Origin of the sequence: Pseudoglutamicibacter albus (assembly GCF_031458175.1) — a bacterium.
Lineage (GTDB): Bacteria > Actinomycetota > Actinomycetes > Actinomycetales > Micrococcaceae > Pseudoglutamicibacter > Pseudoglutamicibacter albus.
This window is the reverse complement of the sequence record NZ_JAVDXX010000001.1, coordinates 1,459,719-1,483,486: the sequence shown is the minus strand read 5'-3', so window position 1 is coordinate 1,483,486 and position 23,768 is coordinate 1,459,719. Positions and strand designations below refer to the sequence as shown.

The following is a 23,768-nucleotide window of genomic DNA, read 5'->3' as shown; positions in this document are numbered from 1 at the left end:
GCTCTACAGAACCAACGCAACAGGTCAGTGAATCGGCCGTGATGGTTAGGGAACACGAGTATCCCCGCCGGTCACAGGGTTTTAACGTGAACGCAACCTGCACTCGCCGAGGTGCAGCCGCCGGAGCTTGTCCGCCGCAACGCAGCCCGCACCCGCCGGTACGCGTCCGGCGTCTATCTGTCCGGCGCCACGTAGAATGGTGGGCGTGGCTCTTACTATTGGAATCGTTGGGCTCCCGAATGTGGGCAAGTCCACTATGTTTAACGCTTTGACCCGTGCTGATGTTTTGGCGGCGAACTATCCGTTCGCGACGATCGAACCGAACGTGGGTGTGGTGCCGCTCCCGGATTCGCGCCTGCCGCAGCTTGCGGAGATTTTCGGTTCGGAGAAGATCCTGCCGGCAACCGTGTCTTTCGTTGATATCGCTGGCATCGTGAAGGGTGCGTCCGAGGGGGAGGGGCTCGGTAACCAGTTCCTCGCGAACATTCGTGAGGCGGACGCGATCTGCCAGGTGACCCGCGGCTTCCAGGATTCCGATGTTGTCCACGTCGCTGGGGAAGTTGATCCGGCATCGGACATTGACGTCATCACCACTGAGCTTGCCCTGGCGGACCTGCAGTCTGTGGAGAAGGCGTTGCCGCGGCTGCAGAAGGAGCTGACGAACAAGAAGGTCAGCAAGGCCTACGTTGAGGCGGTTGAGCAGGCCGAGAAGATCCTCTCTGATGGCCGCACCCTGTTCTCTGCCCGCGATGAGGTGGATCTGGACGAGCTGAAGCCACTGCAGTTGCTGACCGCTAAGCCGTTCATTTACGTGTTCAACCTGGATGACGATGGGCTTGCGGACGAGGAGCTGAAGGCTTCGCTTGCGGAGTCGGTTGCGCCTGCGGTTTCGGTGTTCTTGAACGCCCAGTTTGAGGCGGAGCTTGCGGAACTTGATGAGGACGATGCGGCGGAGATGCTCGCTGACGCTGGCATTGAGGAGTCTGGTCTGGAGCAGCTTGCGAAGGCTGGCTATGAGGCGCTTGGTTTGCAGTCGTATTTGACGGCGGGCCCGAAGGAGACGCGTGCGTGGACGATCAAGCAGGGTGCTACCGCGCCTGAGGCGGCCGGCGTGATTCACACGGATTTCCAGCGCGGGTTCATCCGTGCCGAGGTTGTTTCGTTCGACGACCTGATCGCGGCGGGCTCGATGCAGGCCGCGAAGGCCGCGGGCCGTGTGCGTCTTGAAGGCAAGGAATACATTATGCAGGACGGCGACGTCGTCGAATTTAGATTTAACGTTTAGTCGAGTTCCGGTTGGACCTCACGGTTGCATGGCCTCAAACACTCTGTCGGCTGTGAAATGATGCTGGTGGGCGTGTGCGTCTGCCAGCAGATTCATCGTAGTTGCATTCGTGAGGGAAAGGCTGAATTGTGAGTTGGAAGGGGCCGACTGCGTTTTTTGCGGCGTGGGTAATCCACGACCTCGAAGAGGCGTTCGCGTTTCCTGCATCCTGCGATCGTCTCGCGGATCGAACTGGTATAGAACAACTCAGAATCACGCCGCAGCAATCGTGGATCGCCGTGGGGCTGATGGGAATGCTGGTGGCGGCGGCGTGTGGCCGCGGCGTGCGCTCTACCGGTAAGTCGGCGACCTATCGGGCAGTCGTCGCCGGGCTGGAAGCCCACGTCGTGACTCACCTCGGCGGTTCAGTCGCGCAGCGTGGTTACACCGCCGGTGTTGCGACGGCGGTGCCGATCATGCTCCCCGGGGCACTCATGGCGCGTCGAGAACTTCAGCGGGACGGGTGCGAGCTGCGGTTCCGTGACACGGTCAACGGCGTCGCATTGCTCCTGCCCGCTGCCCTAGTATGCCAGGTGGTAGCACGACTGATCCGTCGGGTGTCCGCGGTCAAGAACTGACCGGAAAAGCAAAAAACGGCATGTCGTGCGAGGTTGGTATCCACGGCGACGTGGTCGAGTTCAAGTTCAACGTTTAACGCGAGGCGTTAATGACGTTTCGCGTTATTGGGGGGAGGAGGTTGAAGAGCGCTGTCTCTAACTCCGGTTTTCGTTCGGCCTCGGCCCATTCCGCTACCTCGTGTGAAGAATCTGCAAGTGGTATCGGGCCGTTGAACTATTAGGTTCACCCACAGTTCCCGTGCCTGCACGCATCGAGAAGGACCAGGTGGTGAACTCGAATGACTCGCCTGGTCCAACGTGTGTATGCTCGGCGCGTGGTTTAACCCTTATAAGACTTGCCGGTCACAGCCTCAGCGTTTCGCTCGTGCAGCCCGCAGGCCGTTCAAGATCACGATGACTTCGGCGACTTCGTGTACCAACACGACGGCGGCCAGGCCCAGCACACCACTGATCGCCAGTGGCATCAACACGATGATGATGACCAGAGACAGCACGATGTTCTGGTTGATGATCCTGCTGCCTCGGCGGGCGTGCTGCAGCGCCTGCGGGATCAGCCGGAGGTCGTGGCCGGTGAAGGCGACGTCAGCGGACTCGATCGCGGCGTCGGAGCCGGACGCTCCCATCGCGATGCCCACCGTAGCGCCCGCCAGTGCCGGCGCGTCGTTGATGCCGTCGCCGATCATCGCCGTCGGCGTCTTGGATGAGAGTTCGGCGACGATGCTTGCCTTGTCCTCCGGGCGAAGCTCGGCGCGCACGTCGTCGATTCCGGCGATTTCAGCCAGCGCCCGGGCGGTGCGAGTGTTGTCACCGGTGAGCATGCTTACTTCCACATCGTTGGCGTGCAGGGTCTGCACGGCCTCGGGCACCTCGGGCCGCAGCTCGTCGCGGACCCCGATCGCCCCGGCAAGGGCGTCATCGACGGTGACAAGGACGCAGGTCTGGCCCGAGGACTCCATGCGCTCAACGTCTGCCTTTAGTGGCCCGGCGTCGATCCACCGGGGGCTGCCCACCAGCACCCGTCGACCTTCGACGGTGCCGCCGATGCCATGTCCGGCTTCCTCGCTGATGTCCTGGGCGGCGGGCGCTTCGGGCCCCGCCGCCGCGATCGCCGCGGCGAGGGGGTGCGTTGATTGCTGCTCAACTGCCGCCGCGAAAGCAAGCACCTGCGCCCGATTGAATCCGTCTGCCGGGACCACGCCGGTAACCTCGGGCTGGTTGCGGGTGAGGGTTCCGGTCTTGTCCACCGCCAGGTGACGGATGCCGCCGAGCCGCTCGAACGCCGCGCCGGACTTGATGACCACTCCGAACTGGCTGGCCGCGCCGATCGCGGCCACGACCGTCAGCGGCACGGAGATTGCCAGCGCGCACGGCGACGCGGCGACCAGGACCACCAGTGCACGGGTGATCCACGTCTCGGGGTCGCCGAGCAGCGAGCCGATCACGCCGACCAGCACCGCGAGGATCATCACTCCGGGCACGAGGGGTTGGGCAATCCGGTCGGCGATCCGGGCGCGGTCGCCCTTTTCCGCCTGCGCCTGCTCGACCAGGTCCACGAGTGTGGTCAGCGAGTTGTCCGTTCCAGCTGCGGTCGTCTCGACCTCCAGCACACCGGCGGAGTTGATCGCTCCCGCGGGCACCTCGTCGCCGGGCGCGACCTCCTCCGGAATGGATTCTCCGGTGATCGCTGAGGTGTCAAGGCTGGAACGTCCAGACCGAATGATGCCATCCGTGGCGATCCGCTCCCCGGGGCGCACGACCATTAGCTCGCCAACCTCAAGGTCCTTCGCAGCGACCTCGACCGTCGTACCGTCGCGCAGCACCGTCGCGCTCTGCGGTACCAACTTCAACAGTGCCCGCAGTCCGCCCTGGGCCCGGTCCATTGCCTTGTCTTCCAGTGCCTCGGCGATCGAGTATAGGAACGCCAGTGCCGCGGCCTCTCCGACGAAGCCGAGGATTACCGCGCCAACCGCGCTGATCGTCATCAGCAAACCAATGCCGAGCTTGCGCTTCGTGACAAGGTTCCGGATCGCTCCAGGTGCGAACGTGTATGCGCCCAGCAGCAGGCCGACCCAGAACAGTATCGTCGCGGGTGTCTCCAGCCCGGACCAGTCCAGCGCTAGGCCTATGCAGAGGGCTACGCCGGAGAAGATCGGTAGCAGCAGCTCGGGGTCCTTCCACCACGGCCGATCGAGCTCTTCGATCTCCGCGGCGGGTTCGTGTTCGCATCCACACACCGAGCTCATGCGTCCGCTCCCTTCACGCCGCAGCCGGGCACCGAGCACTCAGGGTCGATGCACGGGGCGTTTTCGTCGACAGCCAACGTCGCGTTCACCAGCGCGTCGAGCGCTGCCGCGAGGTGCGGATCGGCGATTTCGTACCGAGTCTTGCGGCCCTCTGGCTCGGCGACGACGATGCCGCAGTCGCGCAGGCAGGTCAGATGGTTCGAGACGTTCGAGCGGGTCAGGTCCAGGTCGCGTGCAAGCACGGCTGGGTAGCTCGGGCCGTCGAGTAGGGCCATCAGGATTCGGGAGCGCGTCGGGTCAGCCATAGCCCGGCCGAGCCGGTTCATGACGTCGAGGCGCGAAGTAATAGTCAGCATACGCTGAACTATACAGTATTCCTTGAACTATTCAACACACACTGAACTGAAGTTGGAGCGAAGAGCTTGCGACCTGTAGAAATTAGTCGATGGGGTAGCCGGTAACTGGGCTTTTGTGGTTCGGCTGCCAACCCAACGCGGGGGCGACATGCGTGGCGAAGTTGTCCAAGATCTTCACGTTGACGTCCACGCCCATCCCGGTAGGGATAGTGATGAGAAGGGTGTCGGCGGATATGACGGCGGCGTCGGCTTTGAGCTGCTCAATGAGCTTGTCCGGCTCGGCGGTGTAGGTGCGTCCGAAAGTGGTTGAGCCGACGTCAGGCAGCGTGCCCACTTGGTCGGAACCGGAGGCCTGCATGCCGAACATCTGCATGTCCACGCCGTCGACGATGGGGAAGATGGAGCGGGACACCGACACGCGCGGCGTCCAATCGTGGCCCGCCTCCTTCCACGCGGCGCGGTAGCGGCTGATCTGATCCGCCTGGATTTCGCCCAGGGTCTCGGCGGTGGTCTCGGACACCAGGGTGGAGGACATCAGGTTGAGCCCGTCCTTGGCGGCCTGTTCCGCCGAGGTGGAGCGGGTTTTCATAGCGCATGTCGGGGTTGTGGCGTTGGCGCGAACGGCTCTGCCGTTTACAGGTATCGGCAGACCTGGTCCGCGCTGCACGAGTCGGGGTCGGGCTGCGCGGCGTCGTGCCTGAGCTCGGCGATGGTGTCTCGGAGCGCTGTGAGCTGGGCGATCTGCTGCTTGATCTCGGCGAGGCGCGCGTCGAGGAGGTCGCGCACGTGCTCGCAGGGAGCAGCGCCGCCGTCGCGGATTTCGAGGATCTGGCGGATCTGGGCGAGGGTGAGGCCCGCGGCCTGGCCGCGGTGGACGAAGTCGATCCGGGCGGCCGTCTCGGGCGCGTAGTCGCGGTATCCGGACGGCGTGCGCTCGGCCGGGGGCAGCAGGCCCTGCTCCTCGTAGAACCGCAGCGTCTTCGCCGTCGTTCCCGCCCGCTCGGCGAGTTCCCCGATGCGCATCGCAGGCCCCCTGTTCTTTCGGCAGAAGTCCTCTTGACCTTCCCCTGCACTGGAAGGTCCAGTATGGCTGAGATAGACCGGAAGTCCAAGTATTGACAGGAGCTGCGATGCCCACGAAGTACGACCTCGCCATCATCGGATCGGGCGGCGGTGCGTTCGCCGCCGCGATCCGCGCGACCACGCTCGGCAAGTCGGTGGTGATGATCGAGCGCAGGACGCTCGGCGGCACCTGCGTGAACACCGGCTGCGTGCCGTCGAAGGCCCTGATCGCCGCGGCCGACGCATGGCACTCCGCGGCCGACGCCGCCGACCGGTTCCCGGGGATCGCGACGACGGCGGGGCCGGTGGACATGCCCGCCCTGATCGCCGGGAAGCAGGCGCTGGTCGAGTCGCTGCGGGGCGAGAAGTACGCCGACGTCGCCGACTCCTACGGGTGGGCCGTCCGCCGCGGCGACGCCGCGTTCGCCGGCACCCCCGACGCTCCGGTCCTCCAGGTCGCCGGGGACGACGGCAGCACCGAGACGATCGAGGCCGGGCACTACCTGGTCGCGACTGGCTCTCGGCCGTGGGCCCCGCCGATCGACGGCCTGGACGAGACCGGGTACCTGACCTCGACCACGGCGATGGAGCTGACCGAACTCCCTGAGTCCCTGCTCGTGCTCGGCGGCGGCTACGTCGCCCTGGAGCAGGCGCAGCTGTTCGCCCGGCTCGGCTCCCAGGTCACCGTGCTGGCCCGGTCCCGGCTCGCGTCGAAGGAGGAGCCGGAGGTGTCCAGGACGCTGCAGGAGGTGTTCGCCGACGAGGGCATCCGGGTGGTCCGCCGCGCGCTGCCGACGCGGGTGTCCCGCGACGCCGCGACCGGGCAGGCCGTCGTCACCGCGGACGTCGCCGGGGGGCGGGAGGAGTTCCGCGCCGACCAGGTGCTCGTCGCCCTCGGACGACGACCGGTCACCGACGGGCTCGGCCTCGACAGGGTCGGGGTCGAGACCGGGGACCTCGGCGAGGTGGTCGTCTCCGACCGGATGCAGTCCTCCCACCCGCGGGTCTGGGCCGCGGGCGACGTGACCGGCCACCCCGAGTTCGTCTACGTCGCCGCCCACCACGGCACCCTCATCGCCGAGAACGCGTTCGCCGACGCCGACCGAGCCGTGGACTACGCCCGACTGCCGAGGGTGACGTTCACCGGCCCGGCGATCGGCGCGGTCGGGATGACCGAGAAGGACGTCCTCGCCGCCGGGATCCGCTGCGACTGCCGCGTCCTGCCGCTGCACCACGTGCCCCGCGCACTGGTCAACCGCGACACCCGCGGCTTCGTCAAGATCGTCGTGGACGCCGACACCGGGAAGATTCTCGGCATCACCGCCGTCGCCAAGGACGCCGGCGAGCTCGCCGCCGCCGGGGTCCACGTGCTCGGCAAGACGGTCGCCGAGGTCGCCGACGCCTGGGCCCCCTACCTGACCATGGCCGAGGGCATCCGGATCGCCGCCAAGGCCTTCACTACCGATCCGTCGCTCCTGTCGTGCTGCGCGTGAACGCGCAAGCAGACAATCGGGGGGAACGCTCAGCTGGGAGAGGAACAGACGATGAGCGGCGATAAGGACCACGACTCGCATCGCGCGGGCGTGCTTGTCGGTGCTGGGACGGGCTTGCTCCTGTTGGCATGTTGCGCGCTTCCGCTGCTGATCTGCTGCGGCCTGCCTCTCCTCGCCGCGGGCGGAGCCCTCGCAGGTATCGGAGGTTTCCTCGGCAACCCTTGGCTCATCGGTGCCGGGATCGCAGTCGGTGTGGGTGACGGTCATGCGGTGACCACCGAGGGCCACCTTGAAGATGGTGTTACCGCCGGAGTTGATAAACCGCAGGTGGGCCTTTCCGCTCGGGCGAGCTTCGAAGGTCCGGTGAGATTGTCGAGCTCATCGTCGGGAGTGCCCTGAATGCAATTGACCCAGTCGTCGAGCACGATGGCCCACTCGACGTCCTGGTCTTCAGCGTCTTGCGGGTCACGGATGATCAGTGGGGCGTGGAGGCCGCGATCAAGCTGCAGGCCGGTGTGGGAATGGTAGAAGTAGGTGCCACCGTGGGGGACTTCAGTGACACGGGAGACAGGCGCAGGTGAGGACCCTGCTGAGCTATCACGTCAGGCGCAGGTCTGTGTAACAGGTAGCACCGTCGTCGGTGGTGGAAGACTCCGTGGTGCCGGTACGCCCCTGGTAGCTGACCTCAATCAGGCCGGTGACATCATCGGGAAGCCAGAAGCCAATAAACCCGTTGTCGAAGGTGGTTGTCGCCTCGTCCACCAGCACCTCACCGGTCGCCTCATCGGTGATCGTGACCTGGATATCCTTATTGTCGAGTTCCCCCTGGCAGGTCGTGAGGCTGTGGTAGAAGCAGTCGTGGGTGGAGTTGAGATAGGGTGCGATCGAGACATACGTCTGATTGTCGGGAAGATCGACCACGACTTCCTGGTCAACGCTCGAGAGCAGCAGTTCATCGGCACGCACTGAGGCGATCAGATCCGTGGGACGCTCAGTGACCTTCTGCCGGTCGAGGCGATCAATGATCTCCACCGCGTCCATGTCGGCCAGGCCATGGGTAGTCAGGAATGTATCTTGGGACACCGTCCCGTCGGCCGTGGGTTCCGGGTCGGCGGCCGAACACCCCGTGAGGGCGAGGGCAAGGGCGGCGGCTGCGATCGCTGCTCGTTTCACGTCAATCTCCTTGGACCGTGGTAACACTGTGAGAAGACACCGCCTCAAGGTCGGTGCCATACCTTTATCTTGCACGGGCGCCTGACGGAGTAGAAATCAAAAACCCTGCTCACAGCCTTATAACAGGGTGAAAAGGGGATGAGTTCGGTGGGCTGGGTCACCACCGGGACACCACTCCACAGCCGTGGGCGATGTCCTTCTACCCGCCTCAGGTATGCGGTGCAGGCAATGAAATCCCTGGTGACGCCTGCTGAACCGACGAGGAGAGGCGATGCCGCCGGCCTGGGGTGGGGCACAGGGGTGACGGCGGTTGAAGGGTGATGTTTGAAGATTTGATTGAAGATTTCCCCGCCGGGCACTGAGCGAGGGTGGTATTCCCCCTGCCCCGAGCGATACTGGGGTCTATGGCTGACCGCACACCGACCACCGCCACGCCCCTGGGGCGGGTGCTGGTCGTCGATGATGAACAACCCCTGGCTCAGATGGTGGCCTCCTACCTCATCCGGGCCGGCTTCGATACCCGCCAGGCGCACACCGGCACCCAGGCCGTGGACGAGGCCCGTCGCTTTCCCCCGATGTTGTGGTGCTGGATCTGGGGCTGCCCGAACTCGACGGTCTGGAGGTATGCCGACGGATCCGCACCTTCTCGGACTGCTACATCCTCATGCTCACCGCGCGTGGCAGCGAGGACGACAAGATCAGCGCTTTGACCCTGGGGGCGGATGACTACATCACCAAACCTTTTAGCATCCGGGAACTGGTGACCCGGGTGCATGCGGTGTAGCGCCGCCCGCGCACCAGCACCACCCCACCGCAGGTGACCACCCCCTTGATCGTTGGTGACCTCATCCTTGACCCCGTTGCCCATCAGGTGCGGGTGGGGGAGAGGACCGTGGAGCTCACCCGCACGGAGTTCGAGCTGCTGGTTGCCCTGGCCCTGCGCCCCGGCCAGGCGCTGACCCGCCACGATCTGGTCACCGAGGTCTGGGACACCACCTGGGTCGGTGATGAACGCATCGTCGATGTCCACATCGGCAACTTGCGTCGCAAGCTCGGCACCGACACCCGGGGTCGGGGGTTTATCGACACCGTGCGTGGCGTGGGCTACCGGGTGGGGCAGGCATGAATCACGGACCCGGCCTGACCTTCCGCTTCCTGGTCGCCCAGGTGTTGGTCGTGGTGATTAGCCTGCTGGTGGCCGCGGCCGTGGCCACGACGGTGGGCCCGACCCTGTTCCATGATCATATGTTGATGGCCGGCCGGGAGGACCCCTCGCTGGAGCTATTCCATGCCGAGCAGGCCCCGAGGTCGCCACCCTGGCGCATGCCTTCAACACCATGGCCGACCGGCTGGAACACACCGAACAGGTCCGCCGCCAGATGCTCTCTGATCTGGCCCACGAAATGGGCACCCCCTTATCGGTGCTCACGGTCTACCTCGATGGTCTCCAGGACGGGGTCGTGGACCGGCAACGCTTCGGCCAGGTGATGAGCAATCTCCTGTCGAACGCGCTACGGCACACCCCGGCCGGCGGGCAGGTCCGGATCAGCGTCCACCGCCAGGGGGCGTCCACCGCGCTCATCCACGTCGCCGATGACGGCGAGGGCATCCCACCTGGCCAGCTCGGACACATCTTCGAACGCTTCTACCGGGGGGATGCCGCCCGCAGCCGGGACAACGGCGGGTCCGGTATCGGTCTGACCATCTCCAAGGCATTGATCGAGGCCCACGGCGGCACTCTCACCGCCACCTCCCCCGGACCCGGTCGCGGAGCGGTGTTTGCCCTCCGCCTCCCGCTGTCCCCTCCCGACAGTGAGGAGGATGCTCGGTGACCACACCCTGCCCCGCCTTAGGGCCGTGCCCTCCACTCCTTGAAAAAATACCCCAGGGGGGTATACGCTAGGGAGTGGCATCGCCGCATCCCACCGACCCGTAGGAGCTTTCCCATGATCACCTCCCCGCCCCGCCTCTTGCCGATGGCCAACCACGGCTGCAGCTGTTGCGGACCTGCCTCAGATGCCGGCACCGCCTCCATCCCTGCCGCCAGCGACTCGTCAGCAGGAGGGGCCTCCCCTAGCTACCAGGTCACTGGCCTGACCTGCGGGCACTGCGCGAAAAGCGTGACCCAGGCCCTTCAGGCCCTCCCCCAGGTTGACGACGTCCAGGTTGATCTCGCTGCTGGTGGTGTTTCCACCGTCACGGTCACCGGTGTCGTACCTCCGGAGATGGTTCGCCGGACCATCGAGGAGGCCGGCTACACCGTCTTATCCTGATCGGTTTTACCCATCATCTCGACCCTGACCGGGTTGAGCGGAAGGAACGTCATGAGCACTCCCCACCATTCCGGTGATCACCATGGTGATCACCCCGCTCCGGAAATAGACCACACCCACCACCCGGATCATGCCAGGCACGAACACCACGCAGATGCCGACACCCACAGCCAGGCGATGCCCCACGATCACCCGCACTCCGCCCTGGATGAAGACCACCACGTTCATGGTCACGGCGAACACGCCGGACACAGCACCGCAATGTTTCGGGACCGCTTCTGGTGGTCGCTGATTCTGTCCATTCCCGTCGTTATTTTCAGCCCCATGGTCGCCCACCTGCTCGGCTACCACCTCCCGGCATTCCCCGGATCCACTTGGATCCCCCCGGTGCTGGGCACGATCATCTTCGTCTACGGCGGAACGCCTTTCCTCAAGGGCGGATGGAAAGAACTGAAATCCCGCCAACCCGGGATGATGCTTCTGATCGCCATGGCCATCACCGTGGCGTTTGTTGCCTCCTGGGTCACCACTCTGGGGCTGGGCGGTTTTGAGCTGGACTTCTGGTGGGAGCTGGCTCTGCTGGTGACCATCATGCTGCTGGGCCACTGGCTGGAGATGCGCGCTCTCGGGGCCGCGTCCTCAGCGCTTGACGCGCTGGCTGCTCTGCTGCCGGATGAGGCCGAGAAAGTCATCGACGGGACCACTCGCACCGTGGCCATCTCCGAGCTGGTCGTCGACGACGTCGTGTTGGTGAGGGCCGGTGCCCGGGTGCCGGCCGACGGAACCATCCTCGACGGAGCCGCCGAATTCGATGAGGCGATGATCACCGGCGAATCCCGTCCCGTCTTCCGCGACACCGGTGACAAGGTGGTCGCCGGTACCGTGGCCACCGACAACACCGTCCGCATCCGGGTGGAGGCTACCGGCGGGGACACCGCCCTGGCCGGGATCCAACGCATGGTTGCCGATGCCCAGGAGTCCTCCTCCCGGGCCCAGGCCCTGGCGGATCGGGCGGCGGCGTTGTTGTTCTGGTTCGCGCTGATCTCCGCTCTGATCACCGCGGTGGTGTGGACCATCATCGGCAGCCCGGACGATGCCGTGGTGCGCACGGTCACGGTGCTGGTCATCGCTTGTCCGCACGCCCTGGGCCTGGCGATTCCGCTGGTCATTGCGATCTCCAGCGAGCGGGCCGCGAAAGCCGGGGTGCTCATCAAGGACCGAATGACGCTCGAGCGGATGCGCACCATCGACGTGGTGCTCTTCGACAAAACCGGCACCCTGACCGAGGGTGCGCACGCGGTCACCGGTGTCGCGGCAGCTGTCGGCGTCACCGAGGGCGAGTTGCTGGCCCTGGCCGCCGCCGCGGAGGCCGACAGCGAGCACCCCGTGGCCCGCGCCATCGTGGAGGCCGCGGCCGCCCACCCCGAGGCCTCCCGTCGGCGAATCCGTGCAACTGGTTTCAGCGCCGCCTCCGGTCGAGGGGTCCGGGCCACTGTCGATGGCGCTGAGATCCTCGTGGGAGGGCCGAACATGCTGCGCGAGTTCAACCTCACCATCCCGGCCGAGCTCACCGACACCACCAGCGCCTGGACCGGGCGTGGGGCTGGTGTGCTCCATATTGTCCGCGACGGTCAGATCATCGGTGCGGTGGCCGTCGAGGACAAGATCCGCCCCGAATCCCACGCCGCCGTGAAAGCCTTGCAGGACCGCGGGGTGAAAGTTGCAATGATCACCGGCGACGCCCAGCAGGTGGCCCACGCGGTCGGTCAGGTCTTAGGCATTGATGAGGTCTTCGCCGAGGTCCTGCCACAGGACAAAGACACCAAGGTCACGCAGTTGCAGGACCGAGGTTTGAGCGTGGCCATGGTCGGCGACGGTGTCAATGACGCACCCGCTCTGACCCGCGCGGAGGTCGGTATCGCCATCGGTGCCGGCACGGATGTGGCCATGGAATCTGCCGGGGTGGTCCTAGCCAGTGATGACCCGCGGGCAGTGCTGTCGATGATTGAGCTGTCCCAGGCCAGCTACCGCAAGATGATCCAGAACCTGATCTGGGCCTCTGGCTACAACATCCTCGCCGTGCCGCTGGCCGCCGGAGTGCTCGCCTCGATCGGGTTCGTGCTGTCCCCGGCCGTGGGCGCGATCTTGATGTCTGCCTCGACCATCGTGGTGGCCCTGAATGCCCAACTGTTGCGCCGCATTGATCTGGATCCGGCTCACCTGGCTCCGACCGAGTCGAAGGAGGAACACACCACGCCCACTCCGGCATCCACCGCCGTCCACTGATCCACTACTTCTCTCCACTGCCCCCCATATACCCTGAAAGGCTCCACGATGAAGCGCACCCTTGTTCTTTCCGCTCTCGCCGTGGCCTCCACCCTGGCGCTGGCCGCCTGCGGTGAGGCCACCGAGTCAGGCAACACCGACGCCACCACCTCGGCCACCAGCACTGCGACGACTGAGGCGGACAGGGAGATCTCCGCCGATCACAACGACGCGGACATCATGTTTGCCCAGATGATGATCCCCCATCACCAGCAGGCCGTGGAGATGAGTGAAATCCTCCTGGCCAAGGACGATATCCCCGCCCAGGTCGTGGAGTTTGCCCAGAGGGTTATTGACGCCCAAGGACCGGAGATTGACCGGATGAACGCCATGCTCGAGGCCTGGGGTCAGCAACCGGTCACCGGTGATATGGGTGAGATGGACCATGGCGGGATGAGTGGAATGATGAGCGAGGAGGACATGACAGCCCTCGAGGACGCCAAGGGCACCGAGGCTGCTCGGCTCTACCTTGAGCAGATGACCGCCCACCATGAGGGTGCGGTCGATATGGCCCGTGACGAGGTTGCTGACGGCCAGAACCCGCATGCGATCACCCTGGCCGAACAAATTATCAACGACCAGGAGGCCGAGATCGCCCAGATGCAGCAGATGCTCACTGACCTATGACAGGTCCTCGTCTTTTTCTGATCCCGAGGACAGGAATCTGAAAAAGAGGGATAACCGTGACGATTGCCACCTGCTGCGGGCGATGGGTCGTTATCACCGCAGCGGGTGCACCGGGATGGATGTTTCTTCTCCCTCTGGTCGCGCCACTGAGGAAAGGGGAAAGCTCTTGTGTCCAGACCCTTGGAGGACTACGCATTATTGTCCGATACTCACGCGGCCGCCCTGGTTTGCCGGCAGGGCAGCATTAATGTTGGGGGCGTTCCCCGAGTAGTGGACACGGCGTTGGTGTCAGTTAGGCAACGAGGCCTGCGGTAGCAGCCGTCGTCGCGGTCTCGAAGACCGTACTGTGATCCTAGCTATCGCTTTTTACTTCTTGTATCTACTCAATCTCTAGCAGCTTCTGCTGTATGTCCATAGGGTAAGGGTATTTAGCAACGACACGTCGTGGACTTCCGGTTTAACGTGTAGCGTTATTGACGCTTTGCGTTATAAACTGACTTCGTGATCAGATCTTTCGGTGACCGTGACACGGAGCTTGTGTGGTTGCGTGAAGCGGCGCCTCGGATAGATCCGCGGATTCATAAGTCCGCGAACAGGAAGCTGCATCTGCTCGATGCTGCGGTGTCGCTTAACTCTCTTCGCATTCCACCGGGGAACCGGCTTGAAGCGTTGAAGGGTGACCGTAAGGGTCAGCACAGCATTCGTATCAACAGTCAGTGGCGGATCTGCTTCGTGTGGACTGAAGCTGGCCCGGAGAACGTGATTATCGAGGATTACCACTGAGGTGCATAATGACTGAGAAGCTCTACGAGCCGATTCACCCTGGCGAGGTTCTGATGGAGGACTTCATTGAGGGATTCGGCATCACGCAGCACAAGCTCGCTGTGTCTATCGGTGTCCCTCCGCGGAGGATCAACGAGATCGTGCACGGCAAGCGCGCCATCACTGCCGACACGGCGTTGCGTCTGGGGCGGTATTTCGGAGTGGAACCGCAGTTCTGGCTCAATCTTCAGAGCCGTTATGAGCTTGAGATGGCGCAGGAGCGTGTGGCCGATCAGATAACTAAGATCACGCCACTGCAAGTCGCGTGATCAAGTCGATCCACCCAGGAGAGATCCTGATGGAGGACTTCATCCAAGGTTTCGGGATCACGCAGCATAAGGTCGCTGTGTCTATCGGTGTTCCTCCGAGGCGGATCAACGAGATCGTGCATGGCAAGCGAGGTATCACTGCAGATATGGCGATACGGCTGGCGCGGTATTTCGGGACGTCCGAGGAGTTTTGGATGAATCTTCAGTCGAACTACGAGCTACGGTTGCAGCGTCGCGCGTTGAAGAATACGGTTGATGCTATTTCTCCGCTACAAGTGGCATGACCAACCGAACGGTGCTACGCCCCGATGGTATCTCGAGCGTGGTAGCTGACCTTGGTTCAGTTCTGGTTTGATCCCGTGTTTTGTGGCGCTTGAGCGAACTTCCATTTAGACGGCATTCCGTAAAGCTTCTCGGATTGCCTGGGACCTCGACCATCCGTGAGTGGCCGCGTATTTATCCAGGTCTGAAATTTCGCTGGGTGAAAGGCGAATGGAGATAACTTTAGCCGCATTTTCGTGGCGAGGTTTCCTGCCTCGACGGCGAAGCGTCTCCACATCGTAGCCGTCCTCGGCTTCCGCTACCCACTCATCGATTTGTTCTTCGCTAACCTGTTGCCCATTAATCGTCCTCATACCCTTAATCGTAATACGGAATTGAGTGTGGCGGCCAGCGAGACGTCGCTTCTTCAGCATCAGTCGCCTCGCTTCTTTCTTTCCGAGGCGTACCATTCAGATCATCATTGTTGATATCATAAGGGGGTGGTGCTGATGCCGTCCATTGTCGTGCGAGGTCTTGATGATCATGTGAAGGCACAAATCGCGGCTCAGGCGAAGGCGAACGGGCAGTCCATGGATGGCGAGGTGCGCGCTATCCTAACGAAGGCGGCCCGACGGCCGCACATAGGCGCGGTTCTTCTGAATGTGGCGCAGGATCGCGGTGGGGTCAAGGGGCTGCCGATTCCGACGCGCGACGATGTAGCACGGGTGGCGAACTTCGAATGATCATCCTCGACACCAGCGGCAAACTCGTAGACCTGTGGAAGGTGGAAGTGTGAAGCGTCATTCGATCGAGATCATCGCCCACCAAGAGCTCACTGAAGCCGATCTGCGTGGGCTTCGGCAACTCTTCGACAGCGAATATCTCGAGGAGTTCGGAGAATGGGATCCACAGCAGCCCTACGGCTATGCGCCACATGATGTCCACATCATGGCGCGAAACGAAGGTCGCATCGTAGGCCACGTGGGATGGGCGCGCCGCGAGATCACGGTTGGCACGGAGACCCTCGCGATCGCGGGAGTCGGCGGTGTTCTGATCTCCGCTGACGCACGAGGGACGCGTCTCGGGAGCGAACTCATGAGCTGGGCAGCGCAGTCGATGCGCGATGGCGGCCGCGTCGCGTTCGGTTACTTGGGGTGTCGAGATCAGGTCGTCCCGTTCTACGCGTCATGCGGGTGGAAAAAGATCCGTGCGCGCGAGAGGTCGGTCGGGTGTGATGGCGAACCCGTCGAGCAAGAGCCAGGCCCGCCGATCCTTGTCCTGCCCATCGCCCCATTCGAGATGTGGCCCGATGGAGACATCGACCTGCGCGGACGGGCTTGGTAGCCGCTGACTGCAGGTGGTTCTCAGTGCCGGAGCACGGTGGACTTCCGGTTTAACGTGTAGTTGCTGGAGGCAAGAGATGAACTGTGGTTCTTAGTGCCATCGACCGGAGTCACATAACAAGTTTTGCGGCGTGTGTGGCCTTCCTGCGTCAGGTAGGTCAGGTAATACGGCGAACAAGGGAGGAGAGCAGGTTTACAGCTGCCTGTATCAAGCGGAGCACGATGTCGTAGTCAACCCGACGCCAGACGCTCCGCCGTCGCTGGGTTCCAGCTGTTCGGGGGGCTTGATCTGAAACATGTGCGAAGTGTACACTCGGATCAATACGACAGACTTGTTTCTCGCGATGAGAGGCAAGTCTGTTCTCTTTTCTACTCCTGCCCGGAGTCGTTGAACTCGGGGAACACCAGGATGGTGGGTACATGACAGATCCGCACAGCACCTATGCGAAACCGTTCTTGATAGTCCCTGAACAGGTACGCCGGCTACGCGAGCGCGGCATGGACTGCGGTGACGATGCGTATGCGGCTCAGATCCTGGAGCGATACGGATACTATCGGCTCTCGGGCTATCGGCATATTTACCGTGATCGTCCTGTGCCACCTGCGTGGCAATTCAGTGATGATGGCCGTGAGATCCGCTTAGATACCTTCGCTCCCGGAACCAGCCTCGCACATGTATTGCGCTATACGAATTCGACCACGAACTGCGCACCCGGCTCGGTGACGTTCTCAGCATGATCGTGAATGCATTCCGATTCTTTATTGATCACCGGCTCGGCAGGGTAGATAAGTCCGGGCACGGCAAACCGGAAGCACTAGGTGCGGTGCAAGATGCGTGGCTGGGGCAGGCACCTCGCACGGGATCCTGCAAAAGGAATGCTCATGCTGTCGAACTCTGTACGGTACGGCGGCACGCTATGCACACCGGCAGTGACTGGTACCGTTAAGCTGTACCATTCATTCCATCGAGGGAGGTCCTCAATATGTCTATCAGTGCAAGCGAGGCACGCAAGAGACTTTTTCCCTTGATCGAGCAGGTCAATGAAGACCGTGACGCTATAGAAATTGTTTCCCGCAAAGGGAACGCCATCCTGATGCCAGCCGACGAGTATGCAGCCTGGCAAGAAACTGCCTACCTGTTCCGTTCACCGGCCAATGCTCGCCGATTGCTTGATGCATATGAACGAGCCCGCAGTGGAAAAGTCGAAGTTCATGAACTGGATCGTACAGACGAGGAGCACTGAGTGCGTCTGGTCTGGGACGAATCGGCGTGGGAGGACTACAAACACTGGCAGATAGCCGACCGGCAGATCTTGAAACGCATCAATAAACTTATTGACGCTTGCCTGCGTGCCCCATTCACCGGGATTGGCAAGCCCGAACAGCTGAAATACGGAGCGCAGGGTTCATGGTCGCGTCGCATAACCAGCGAGCAGCGACTGGTCTACCTTGTGGATGGCGAGGAACTTATCATCCTTCAGGCCCGATATCACTACTGATCGGCCGGCCACTTGGAATGCCTACACAGCCAGAGTGGCGATTGCCGAGTACCGACACCATGCCCACACCGGACCGAACTTTGCGCCCATCGGAACGTCTTTACTGATGGTTCCGTGGGAAAATCATGTTGCGTTCCAATAAGCCGGTGCGGTTGCACCAGGGAGCGCGCCGTGCAGGCACAAGACTCAAGGCAGATGCCCCATGACTGACATCGAGAACAAACCGGTGACAGTTGTCATCGAAGCCACACTACGCGAACCCCTAGACTACTGTCCCGACTACGGCACTGAAGGCCGCCTGCGTGACGATGTCATCCGTCGCCTGACGGATGTCCCGATCACCGGCCACTCGACCCGCCTGCACGTACGCCTGCCCCGCTACCAGTGTGTCCGCCCCCGTGTCGGCGCTCGATCTTCCAGCACCAGCTCGATGCCGCACGATCCCCCGTCTACGCCGATCCCGCGCATCTGGCCGGGGTCCGTGTCCTGGGTATCGATGAGCACAGCTGGAAACACGTGCGCGGACACGGTGAGGACTCCTTCGCGACGATCTTCCTCGACCTGACTCCACTGATCGATGGGACCGGTCGAGCCCGTCTGTTGGATGTGAAAGGCGGACGTTCCACGAATGTCGTGACCACGTGACTGCAGGAACGCTCCCAAGCATTCCGTACCGAGGTCAGGGTCGTCACGATGGGCGGATTCGCCGGCTACCACACCGCCACCACGAAGGCGCTACCGGACGCGGTACCGGTGATGGATCCGTTCCATGTCGTCCAGCTCGCCAGGCGGAAGCTCACGCAGGCAGTGGTCAACCTGTTGCGCAGAGATCTGCCGGCAGGGCTGGACGAGCTTGCTCAGTTGGGGCGGACGTTGTGGCGGAAACGGGCTCACGTGCTGGCGTACTTCGATCGCGGTGGCGCGTCGAACGGTTCGGTCGAAGCGATCAACGGACGCTTCGAGCACCTGCGCGGTATCGGGCTGGGGTTCAGGAACTTCGGGCACTAAGCGCTGCGCTGCCTGCTCCACTCCGGGCACCTATCAGCCCGACTCAACGCACTCTAAAACCGGAAGAGTGGGTAAAGTGAGGGGAGGGTCAGCAGGCACCAGTCGCTATTCGAGACGTGTTGCCTGCCAACCTTCCTAGTTTGACACTATTGGCAGAGTGCTAGTCGGGCGGTTTGGATCAAGGTGGTGAAAGCATTGAACATAGGGTCGCTTGCTGAGTGGGTCGGATCAATCGGGGGCATCTTGGCCGTGATTGCTGCGTTTGTCGCGTGGCGTGTGAGCTCGCGGTTGCTGGCGGTTGAGCAAAAACGTGATGAAGATAGGAAGAAAGCAATTGAACGCGAGCAGGCAGAACTTGTCTTCGCGCTCGGGGCGAGGCTGTCTCAACGCGAGAATGAAGAGAGTTGGGCCATCTTCCTGTACAACGGCTCGACCAAGCCAATTTACGATGTCAAGGTCTATAGCCAGCGATTGGACGGCAGTGTCCAGAACCGGCCTCTTGAGCTAGGAGCGCTTCCTCCCGGTAGGTTCGTCGTGCCAAGCCACCCCAAGTACCACTGGGGAGCCCTCATTGATCTTGACCGGTCGAATGAGGCCCCAGACTTCCTTGTTAAGGGCAAAGGTCGGAAGATGATTACAGAAGTTGCGTTCGTAGATTCGGCTGGGAAGGAGTGGTGCCTCAGCGGCGGCACGAAACTGGAGGAGAAGAACACCTCGCTCCAGGGGTGAGTCAAGCGCGCCGGCACCTGTTGGCAACAGCCTGATGAACGCGTCCACGCAGACGTTCGGAAGGCAGGAAATCTCTCGCTCACATCTGCTCCGCACCCGGCTGGGCTGAATTTGCGGCAGGGTTTATGGTGTCTTATCCAGTGCTCAACGCGCTCATCAGTATTGTGAGTGCGGCGTCCAGTCTCATTTTCCTAGCCGCTTGATATCGGTCAAAGAAAATGATCTCGCGCCCTGCATCGCGGAAGGCTAGTGGACCTGATGTGCTGATGTGGCAGTGATGTGCTGAGTTGACAGTGTTGCCTGCAAGAAGCGCCTATTGCCTTCCCGTACGTAAAGGCGTACGGTTGGTCTTGAGGTGATCGACGAATGACTGCTGTAAACGCAACATCGGCACGCAATAATCTGTACCGTTTAATCGATCAAGTGAATGACGAGTCTGAGCCGGTGACCATAACAGGGCAACGCGGCAATGCAGTCCTAGTGGGCGAAGAAGACTGGCGTGCGATTCAGGAAACACTGTTTCTGGCCTCGATCCCAGGAATGACTGAGTCCATCCTTGCTGCCCGGGAGGAAGGGATCGCGTCGGGCTCTGAGGAGCTTGACTGGTGACCAACTGGCGCTTGGTTTACTCGAAGCAGGCTCAGAAAGACGCAAAGAAATTAGCGTCGTCGGGGCTAAAGCCTAAAGCGCGAATGTTGTTGGACTTGCTCTCCGAAGACCCATTCGCCAGTCCACCCCGTTTCGAAAAACTTATCGGCGACTTAGCCGGTTGCTATTCGCGGCGGATCAATATTCAGCATCGCCTCGTTTATGAGGTCAATGCCGAGGCTCGCACCGTCCACGTTTTGCGGATGTGGACTCACTACGAATAAGCAAGCCCCACTAGGCACCAAAACTCCAGCACCGCACCCCCAAAAACCCTCCTGAAAATCACTGTCATTTTCAGCTACCAAGCGCCCGAAAAAGTAAGTTACACATGTTTCTTACACTGTGGCCCGCATCACGTAAAAATGCCCGTTTCCCGCCTCTGCGGGGCTAGCCTGGAAACAGGTTAACCGGCCATTCATGAACCAGATCCCCGTTCGGTTTCATCAGCCGGTCTCGACAAGGAGAAGGGTCATATGAGCTCAGCGTGCGGTTGCGGCGGCGACATCGTCATGGAAGGCATCGACGTCAAAACAGTCCCGTGGTGGCGGGACATCGAAATCCTCGTGCCACTCACCTCGGGCCTGCTCCTCGTCGCCGGGTTCATCACCGGCCTACTCGGCTACGAAACGGCCGAACAGGTCCTCTACTGGGCCAGCCTCATCATCGGCGCGGCAACCTTCGTACCTGATGCCCTCAAGCGCCTCACCAAAGGCAAAATCGGTGTCGCACTCCTCATGACCATCAGCGCCGTCGGCGCCGTCATCCTCGGCTACGTCGGGGAAGCCGCAGCACTCGCGTTCCTGTTCTCCATCGCTGAAGCCCTCGAAGAAAAAGCGATGGCCAAAGCGCAAGGTAGCCTACGCGCCCTCCTCGACCTCACACCAGACCAAGCGACCATCCGCCGCGGCGACACCACCATCACCATCCCCACCTCCGAACTCACGGTAGGGGACCACATCCTCATCCGCCCAGGCGAACGCGTCCCCACCGACGGCACCCTGATCACCAGCCGCACCGACATCGACACCAGCGCCATCACCGGCGAATCCATGCCGTTCACCATAGAACAAGGCGAACACATCAGCGCCGGCTCCATCGCAACCACAACGCCACTGGAAATCCAGGCCACCGCGCCAGGAACCGATAACTCGCTCACGACCATCGTCTCGCTCGTGCAAGGAGCGCAAAACGAACGCGGGGAACGTGCGCGCATCGCTGACCGCATCGCTACACCGCTCGTGCCGGGCGTCCTCGTCCTAGCGGCACTCATCGCGGTGATCGGTTCGCTGGTGGGCGACCCAGAACTGTGGATCACCCGCGCCCTCACCGTGCTCGTGGCAGCGTCCCCATGTGCACTCGCCATCGCCGTCCCACTCACCGTGATCGCCGCAGTCGGCGGAGCCAGCAAATACGGCGTGATCATCAAATCCGGTGCCGCATTCGAACGGTTCGGAACCATCCGCCACATCGCGATCGACAAGACCGGGACCCTCACCCGCGGCAAACCACAGGTCGCCGCCGTCCGCTCCGTCCCGAACGTCAGCATGGACGTCGCCCTGGAATGGGCCGCCGCCCTCGAACAACACAGCTCCCACCCGATCGCCGCCGCGATCACCACCGCCGCACCCGTGGTCCCCACCGCAACCGACGTCACGGAACAGGCCGGCCACGGCATCGAAGGCTGGGTCGACGGCGACCGCATCGCGATCGGAAGCCCACGATGGCTCAGCCCCGGCCCGCTCAGCGCAGACACCACCGAGCTTGAAGAAAACGGCATGACCACCGTGGTTCTGCACGTCAACGACGAACCAACCGCGGTGATCGGTGTGCGCGATGAGCTCCGCGAAGGAGCGGCCGATGCGGTGGCTGCGTTGAAGAAACAGGGCATCGGGATCACGATGCTGACCGGCGACAACGCACGCACCGCGAACGCGATCGCGGCCCAAGCCGACATCACGGATGTCCGCGCCGAGCTGCGCCCCGAAGACAAAGTCGCCGCGGTCCAAGCGCTCAACCACGTCGCGATGATCGGCGACGGCATCAACGACGCGCCAGCGCTCGCCGTGGCTGACATCGGTATTGCAATGGGCGTGGGTGGAGCCGATGTCGCGATCGAGTCCGCTGACATCGCCTTCACCGGCACGGACATTCGCCTGCTTCCGCGGGCCTTCGCTCACGCACGCCGCGGCCGGCGCATCATGAACCAGAACCTCGCGGTATCGCTCGCGCTGATCGTGCTGTTGCTGCCGCTTTCGTTCTTCGGGGTCATGAGCCTCGCCGCCGTGGTGCTCGCGCACGAACTCACCGAGGTCCTCGTGATCCTCAACGGCCTGCGGGCATCACGCCAGCCGCACATCCACATTCATGCGGGGAACGTTCACACGGGGCACACTCACTCGTCACGGGCTGACAGCCACGAGGTCGGCGCTGCATAGCCGGTCCCGGCGCAGGCGGTACGGTCTAGACGGTGACTCCGGACGTGCCTGCGATGGTCCGGATCCCGGTGATCACCGAGTTCACGACGATCCCGCTGGTTGCCGGGGAATCCGGTAGGGGATTGTTGGTGATCTCGAACCGGTAGGAGCCCGATGCGCCGCTAGCTGTGATGGTGTGTTTGGTTTGGTGTGTGGCTGGGTCGGCGATGAGTTTCACGACTGTCTCATCCCACATCCCCGTTGTGTGCGCGAGCGCGACAGCCACGTTGAGGTTGGCTGGGAACTTGTCGATAGCCCCGGCTACGTCACCCTCGTAGGGCACGCCGTAGCCGCGGGTCGGCGAGCGCCCCAACGCTGGTTATCAGTAGGTCTTTACCTGCCCCGACGATGTGCGGACCGTACTCAGCCACGGCAGGAACCCCGGCGGCCTCAACGAACAAGTCCACGGGCCGCCCGGAAAGCCCTTCCGGCGACGCGCCCTCAGCCAGTACATCGTCCGCGAGTGCATCGTCGGCGAGTGCCTCGTCCAGGCTGAGCTCGGCCACACCGTCGTCGGCTGCTGGCCCTGGCGTGCGCACGATCGCGCCCACGAGCTGGACGTCGTCCATGTCCCGGACCGCGGGGGCAACACGGGAGGCGATCCCGCCGTATCCGATCAAAGCGATGTTCAGCGCCATGTGGCCTCCTTGCTCATGTGCCCTCCTTGCTCGGAGGTTTTCCTCGCGTGGGGTGTAGCTGGTTCGATCCTATGCTGTGCCGCGCCACCCCCTGACGTGGGGGACGGCTACTAAGGTAGATAGTGGCCGGCATAGCGCTGGTTGAAGCCTGTGCCGATACAAGACTGTGCCGGCGTCAACAAAACTGCTCCGGCGTCAAAACACTGCGGGAAGGTGATCATGAGCTCGCTGAGTGCTAAGTGGACGTTTCGTCGTGTCTATGAGGAGTCAGAGCCGACTAAGGGTACCCGCGTTTTGACTGACAGACTGTGGCCTCGCGGGATCAAGAAGGAGGCCCTCGACTATGACGTATGGGCTAAGGACGCGGCCCCGAGCAGTGCCTTACGCACCTGGTTTCATGAGGCGCCGGAAGAGCGTTGGGATGAGTTCAAGAGCCGCTACAGTGCCGAACTTGATGAGAACGATGCGGCCGCTGAACTCGCGGAGGAACTGTCACATAGCGCTCACGTGACGTTACTGACGGCGGCTAAGGATGTTGAGCATTCTCACGTCCCGGTTCTGGCGGCCTGGTTGCAAGAGCATGCGTAGGGAAACCGCAACGCATGAGGAAGGCAGAGCGACCG

29 protein-coding genes and 3 pseudogenes are annotated in these 23,768 nt (G+C 62.6%); 24 read left to right on the top strand and 8 right to left on the bottom strand.

The window, feature by feature from the left end; genetic code table 11:
- Nucleotides 1-205 precede the first annotated feature (205 nt).
- Nucleotides 206-1,285: a redox-regulated ATPase YchF gene (gene ychF / locus J2S67_RS06475; protein ID WP_239446572.1), complete on the top strand. Its 1,080-nt coding sequence runs from the start codon at nucleotides 206-208 to the stop codon at nucleotides 1,283-1,285.
- 128 nt (nucleotides 1,286-1,413) lie between these two features.
- Nucleotides 1,414-1,902 carry an HXXEE domain-containing protein gene (locus J2S67_RS06470; protein ID WP_310247384.1) on the top strand — a complete coding sequence of 163 codons (489 nt, stop codon included), beginning with the start codon at nucleotides 1,414-1,416 and terminating at the stop codon, nucleotides 1,900-1,902.
- 350 nt (nucleotides 1,903-2,252) lie between these two features.
- Here J2S67_RS06470 and J2S67_RS06465 read toward each other — a convergent pair whose 3' ends face one another.
- From J2S67_RS06465 to J2S67_RS06450, 4 genes are all read right to left on the bottom strand, one after another.
- Nucleotides 2,253-4,145 carry a heavy metal translocating P-type ATPase gene (locus J2S67_RS06465; protein ID WP_310247381.1) on the bottom strand — a complete coding sequence of 631 codons (1,893 nt, stop codon included), beginning with the start codon at nucleotides 4,143-4,145 and terminating at the stop codon, nucleotides 2,253-2,255.
- Nucleotides 4,142-4,501, bottom strand: a complete 360-nt coding sequence (cmtR, locus tag J2S67_RS06460) for a Cd(II)/Pb(II)-sensing metalloregulatory transcriptional regulator CmtR (RefSeq protein ID WP_310247378.1) — start codon at nucleotides 4,499-4,501, stop codon at nucleotides 4,142-4,144. The genes J2S67_RS06465 and cmtR overlap by 4 nt, the downstream gene beginning before the upstream one ends.
- Before the next feature lie 82 nt (nucleotides 4,502-4,583).
- Nucleotides 4,584-5,090: a flavin-dependent oxidoreductase gene (locus tag J2S67_RS06455; RefSeq protein WP_310247375.1), complete on the bottom strand. Its 507-nt coding sequence runs from the start codon at nucleotides 5,088-5,090 to the stop codon at nucleotides 4,584-4,586.
- 44 nt (nucleotides 5,091-5,134) lie between these two features.
- Entirely contained in the window at nucleotides 5,135-5,524 is a 390-nt protein-coding gene (locus tag J2S67_RS06450) for a heavy metal-responsive transcriptional regulator (RefSeq protein ID WP_070507759.1), read from the bottom strand.
- Nucleotides 5,525-5,631: 107 nt separating this feature from the next.
- Here J2S67_RS06450 and merA point away from each other — a divergent pair, with 107 nt between their 5' ends.
- Both merA and J2S67_RS06440 read left to right on the top strand, forming a co-directional pair.
- Nucleotides 5,632-7,056, top strand: coding sequence for a mercury(II) reductase (merA, locus tag J2S67_RS06445; RefSeq protein WP_310247371.1), 1,425 nt, complete (start codon nucleotides 5,632-5,634; stop codon nucleotides 7,054-7,056).
- A gap of 51 nt (nucleotides 7,057-7,107) precedes the next feature.
- Complete coding sequence (locus J2S67_RS06440; protein WP_310247369.1) at nucleotides 7,108-7,455, top strand: hypothetical protein; 348 nt, start codon at nucleotides 7,108-7,110, stop codon at nucleotides 7,453-7,455.
- A gap of 198 nt (nucleotides 7,456-7,653) precedes the next feature.
- Here the strand turns inward: J2S67_RS06440 and J2S67_RS06435 are convergent, their stop codons facing one another.
- Nucleotides 7,654-8,229, bottom strand: a complete 576-nt coding sequence (locus J2S67_RS06435) for a CueP family metal-binding protein (protein ID WP_310247366.1) — start codon at nucleotides 8,227-8,229, stop codon at nucleotides 7,654-7,656.
- A gap of 404 nt (nucleotides 8,230-8,633) precedes the next feature.
- Between J2S67_RS06435 and J2S67_RS06430 the strand changes: the two are divergent.
- The 8 genes and pseudogenes from J2S67_RS06430 (at nucleotide 8,634) to J2S67_RS06395 (ending at nucleotide 14,829) form a co-directional block, all read left to right on the top strand.
- Nucleotides 8,634-9,355, top strand: a pseudogene (locus J2S67_RS06430) (response regulator transcription factor).
- Nucleotides 9,352-10,061 (top strand): annotated as a pseudogene (locus J2S67_RS06425) (sensor histidine kinase). Before J2S67_RS06430 ends, J2S67_RS06425 begins: the two co-directional pseudogenes overlap by 4 nt.
- Nucleotides 10,062-10,175: 114 nt before the next feature.
- Complete coding sequence (locus J2S67_RS06420) at nucleotides 10,176-10,502, top strand: heavy-metal-associated domain-containing protein (RefSeq protein WP_070507752.1); 327 nt, start codon at nucleotides 10,176-10,178, stop codon at nucleotides 10,500-10,502.
- Nucleotides 10,503-10,553: 51 nt separating this feature from the next.
- The gene (locus J2S67_RS06415) at nucleotides 10,554-12,788 is read left to right on the top strand and encodes a copper-translocating P-type ATPase (RefSeq protein WP_407682068.1); all 2,235 of its coding nucleotides are present in this window, start codon (nucleotides 10,554-10,556) and stop codon (nucleotides 12,786-12,788) included.
- A gap of 48 nt (nucleotides 12,789-12,836) precedes the next feature.
- Nucleotides 12,837-13,454, top strand: a complete 618-nt coding sequence (locus J2S67_RS06410; protein WP_310247361.1) for a DUF305 domain-containing protein — start codon at nucleotides 12,837-12,839, stop codon at nucleotides 13,452-13,454.
- A gap of 501 nt (nucleotides 13,455-13,955) precedes the next feature.
- Nucleotides 13,956-14,237 (top strand): type II toxin-antitoxin system RelE/ParE family toxin, encoded by a 282-nt coding sequence (locus tag J2S67_RS06405; RefSeq protein ID WP_239446555.1) that lies wholly within the window; start codon nucleotides 13,956-13,958, stop codon nucleotides 14,235-14,237.
- A gap of 8 nt (nucleotides 14,238-14,245) precedes the next feature.
- Nucleotides 14,246-14,545, top strand: a complete 300-nt coding sequence (locus tag J2S67_RS06400) for a HigA family addiction module antitoxin (protein WP_035755514.1) — start codon at nucleotides 14,246-14,248, stop codon at nucleotides 14,543-14,545.
- Entirely contained in the window at nucleotides 14,542-14,829 is a 288-nt protein-coding gene (locus tag J2S67_RS06395; RefSeq protein WP_310247354.1) for a HigA family addiction module antitoxin, read from the top strand. The genes J2S67_RS06400 and J2S67_RS06395 overlap by 4 nt, the downstream gene beginning before the upstream one ends.
- 105 nt (nucleotides 14,830-14,934) lie before the next feature.
- Here J2S67_RS06395 and J2S67_RS06390 read toward each other — a convergent pair whose 3' ends face one another.
- Nucleotides 14,935-15,180, bottom strand: coding sequence for a ribbon-helix-helix domain-containing protein (locus J2S67_RS06390; protein ID WP_035755593.1), 246 nt, complete (start codon nucleotides 15,178-15,180; stop codon nucleotides 14,935-14,937).
- Between the two features lie 135 nt (nucleotides 15,181-15,315).
- On the opposite strand from J2S67_RS06390, the gene J2S67_RS06385 reads away from it, so the two are divergent.
- The 11 genes and pseudogenes from J2S67_RS06385 to J2S67_RS06335 all read left to right on the top strand — a co-directional run bounded on the left by J2S67_RS06385 (nucleotide 15,316) and on the right by J2S67_RS06335 (nucleotide 22,468).
- The gene (locus tag J2S67_RS06385) at nucleotides 15,316-15,549 is read left to right on the top strand and encodes a FitA-like ribbon-helix-helix domain-containing protein (protein WP_070491079.1); all 234 of its coding nucleotides are present in this window, start codon (nucleotides 15,316-15,318) and stop codon (nucleotides 15,547-15,549) included.
- A gap of 49 nt (nucleotides 15,550-15,598) precedes the next feature.
- On the top strand, nucleotides 15,599-16,150 hold the full coding sequence (locus J2S67_RS06380; RefSeq protein WP_310247351.1) for a GNAT family N-acetyltransferase: 552 nt from the start codon (nucleotides 15,599-15,601) through the stop codon (nucleotides 16,148-16,150).
- A gap of 419 nt (nucleotides 16,151-16,569) precedes the next feature.
- The gene (locus J2S67_RS06375; RefSeq protein ID WP_070507741.1) at nucleotides 16,570-16,887 is read left to right on the top strand and encodes an Abi family protein; all 318 of its coding nucleotides are present in this window, start codon (nucleotides 16,570-16,572) and stop codon (nucleotides 16,885-16,887) included.
- 245 nt (nucleotides 16,888-17,132) lie between these two features.
- Nucleotides 17,133-17,393: a type II toxin-antitoxin system Phd/YefM family antitoxin gene (locus J2S67_RS06370; RefSeq protein ID WP_035755507.1), complete on the top strand. Its 261-nt coding sequence runs from the start codon at nucleotides 17,133-17,135 to the stop codon at nucleotides 17,391-17,393.
- Nucleotides 17,394-17,648: a Txe/YoeB family addiction module toxin gene (locus tag J2S67_RS06365; RefSeq protein WP_035755506.1), complete on the top strand. Its 255-nt coding sequence runs from the start codon at nucleotides 17,394-17,396 to the stop codon at nucleotides 17,646-17,648.
- Between the two features lie 384 nt (nucleotides 17,649-18,032).
- Nucleotides 18,033-18,293 carry a transposase gene (locus J2S67_RS06360; protein WP_141742532.1) on the top strand — a complete coding sequence of 87 codons (261 nt, stop codon included), beginning with the start codon at nucleotides 18,033-18,035 and terminating at the stop codon, nucleotides 18,291-18,293.
- Between the two features lie 57 nt (nucleotides 18,294-18,350).
- A pseudogene (locus J2S67_RS09900) lies at nucleotides 18,351-18,656 on the top strand (transposase); the annotation flags it as partial.
- A gap of 186 nt (nucleotides 18,657-18,842) precedes the next feature.
- A complete protein-coding gene (locus tag J2S67_RS06350) occupies nucleotides 18,843-19,385 on the top strand; it encodes a hypothetical protein (protein ID WP_035755505.1) in 543 nt (180 codons plus the stop codon).
- A 366-nt stretch (nucleotides 19,386-19,751) separates the two neighbouring features.
- Nucleotides 19,752-19,994 (top strand): type II toxin-antitoxin system Phd/YefM family antitoxin, encoded by a 243-nt coding sequence (locus tag J2S67_RS06345; protein ID WP_035755498.1) that lies wholly within the window; start codon nucleotides 19,752-19,754, stop codon nucleotides 19,992-19,994.
- On the top strand, nucleotides 19,991-20,257 hold the full coding sequence (locus J2S67_RS06340) for a Txe/YoeB family addiction module toxin (protein WP_035755496.1): 267 nt from the start codon (nucleotides 19,991-19,993) through the stop codon (nucleotides 20,255-20,257). Before J2S67_RS06345 ends, J2S67_RS06340 begins: the two co-directional genes overlap by 4 nt.
- A 249-nt stretch (nucleotides 20,258-20,506) precedes the next feature.
- Nucleotides 20,507-22,468: a heavy metal translocating P-type ATPase gene (locus J2S67_RS06335; RefSeq protein WP_084590374.1), complete on the top strand. Its 1,962-nt coding sequence runs from the start codon at nucleotides 20,507-20,509 to the stop codon at nucleotides 22,466-22,468.
- Between the two features lie 25 nt (nucleotides 22,469-22,493).
- Here J2S67_RS06335 and J2S67_RS06330 read toward each other — a convergent pair whose 3' ends face one another.
- Both J2S67_RS06330 and J2S67_RS06325 read right to left on the bottom strand, forming a co-directional pair.
- Nucleotides 22,494-22,790 (bottom strand): aspartate dehydrogenase domain-containing protein, encoded by a 297-nt coding sequence (locus J2S67_RS06330; RefSeq protein ID WP_052048353.1) that lies wholly within the window; start codon nucleotides 22,788-22,790, stop codon nucleotides 22,494-22,496.
- Nucleotides 22,774-23,145, bottom strand: a complete 372-nt coding sequence (locus J2S67_RS06325; protein ID WP_052048352.1) for a hypothetical protein — start codon at nucleotides 23,143-23,145, stop codon at nucleotides 22,774-22,776. The genes J2S67_RS06330 and J2S67_RS06325 overlap by 17 nt, the downstream gene beginning before the upstream one ends.
- A gap of 219 nt (nucleotides 23,146-23,364) precedes the next feature.
- On the opposite strand from J2S67_RS06325, the gene J2S67_RS06320 reads away from it, so the two are divergent.
- Nucleotides 23,365-23,733, top strand: coding sequence for a DUF488 domain-containing protein (locus tag J2S67_RS06320; RefSeq protein ID WP_035755491.1), 369 nt, complete (start codon nucleotides 23,365-23,367; stop codon nucleotides 23,731-23,733).
- Nucleotides 23,734-23,768: the final 35 nt, after the last annotated feature.

What these genes read in the sequence shown, in the direction of transcription:
- J2S67_RS06465 (WP_310247381.1), bottom strand. Translation starts at nt 4,145, where the DNA reads ATGAGCTCGGTGTGTGGATGCGAACACGAACCCGCCGCGGAGATCGAA.
- cmtR (WP_310247378.1), bottom strand. Translation starts at nt 4,501, where the DNA reads ATGCTGACTATTACTTCGCGCCTCGACGTCATGAACCGGCTCGGCCGG.
- J2S67_RS06455 (WP_310247375.1), bottom strand. Translation starts at nt 5,090, where the DNA reads ATGAAAACCCGCTCCACCTCGGCGGAACAGGCCGCCAAGGACGGGCTC.
- J2S67_RS06450 (WP_070507759.1), bottom strand. Translation starts at nt 5,524, where the DNA reads ATGCGCATCGGGGAACTCGCCGAGCGGGCGGGAACGACGGCGAAGACG.
- merA (WP_310247371.1), top strand. Translation starts at nt 5,632, where the DNA reads ATGCCCACGAAGTACGACCTCGCCATCATCGGATCGGGCGGCGGTGCG.
- J2S67_RS06440 (WP_310247369.1), top strand. Translation starts at nt 7,108, where the DNA reads ATGAGCGGCGATAAGGACCACGACTCGCATCGCGCGGGCGTGCTTGTC.
- J2S67_RS06420 (WP_070507752.1), top strand. Translation starts at nt 10,176, where the DNA reads ATGATCACCTCCCCGCCCCGCCTCTTGCCGATGGCCAACCACGGCTGC.
- J2S67_RS06415 (WP_407682068.1), top strand. Translation starts at nt 10,554, where the DNA reads ATGAGCACTCCCCACCATTCCGGTGATCACCATGGTGATCACCCCGCT.
- J2S67_RS06410 (WP_310247361.1), top strand. Translation starts at nt 12,837, where the DNA reads ATGAAGCGCACCCTTGTTCTTTCCGCTCTCGCCGTGGCCTCCACCCTG.
- J2S67_RS06400 (WP_035755514.1), top strand. Translation starts at nt 14,246, where the DNA reads ATGACTGAGAAGCTCTACGAGCCGATTCACCCTGGCGAGGTTCTGATG.
- J2S67_RS06390 (WP_035755593.1), bottom strand. Translation starts at nt 15,180, where the DNA reads ATGAGGACGATTAATGGGCAACAGGTTAGCGAAGAACAAATCGATGAG.
- J2S67_RS06385 (WP_070491079.1), top strand. Translation starts at nt 15,316, where the DNA reads ATGCCGTCCATTGTCGTGCGAGGTCTTGATGATCATGTGAAGGCACAA.
- J2S67_RS06375 (WP_070507741.1), top strand. Translation starts at nt 16,570, where the DNA reads ATGACAGATCCGCACAGCACCTATGCGAAACCGTTCTTGATAGTCCCT.
- J2S67_RS06370 (WP_035755507.1), top strand. Translation starts at nt 17,133, where the DNA reads ATGTCTATCAGTGCAAGCGAGGCACGCAAGAGACTTTTTCCCTTGATC.
- J2S67_RS06345 (WP_035755498.1), top strand. Translation starts at nt 19,752, where the DNA reads ATGACTGCTGTAAACGCAACATCGGCACGCAATAATCTGTACCGTTTA.
- J2S67_RS06335 (WP_084590374.1), top strand. Translation starts at nt 20,507, where the DNA reads ATGAGCTCAGCGTGCGGTTGCGGCGGCGACATCGTCATGGAAGGCATC.
- J2S67_RS06325 (WP_052048352.1), bottom strand. Translation starts at nt 23,145, where the DNA reads ATGGCGCTGAACATCGCTTTGATCGGATACGGCGGGATCGCCTCCCGT.
- J2S67_RS06320 (WP_035755491.1), top strand. Translation starts at nt 23,365, where the DNA reads ATGAGCTCGCTGAGTGCTAAGTGGACGTTTCGTCGTGTCTATGAGGAG.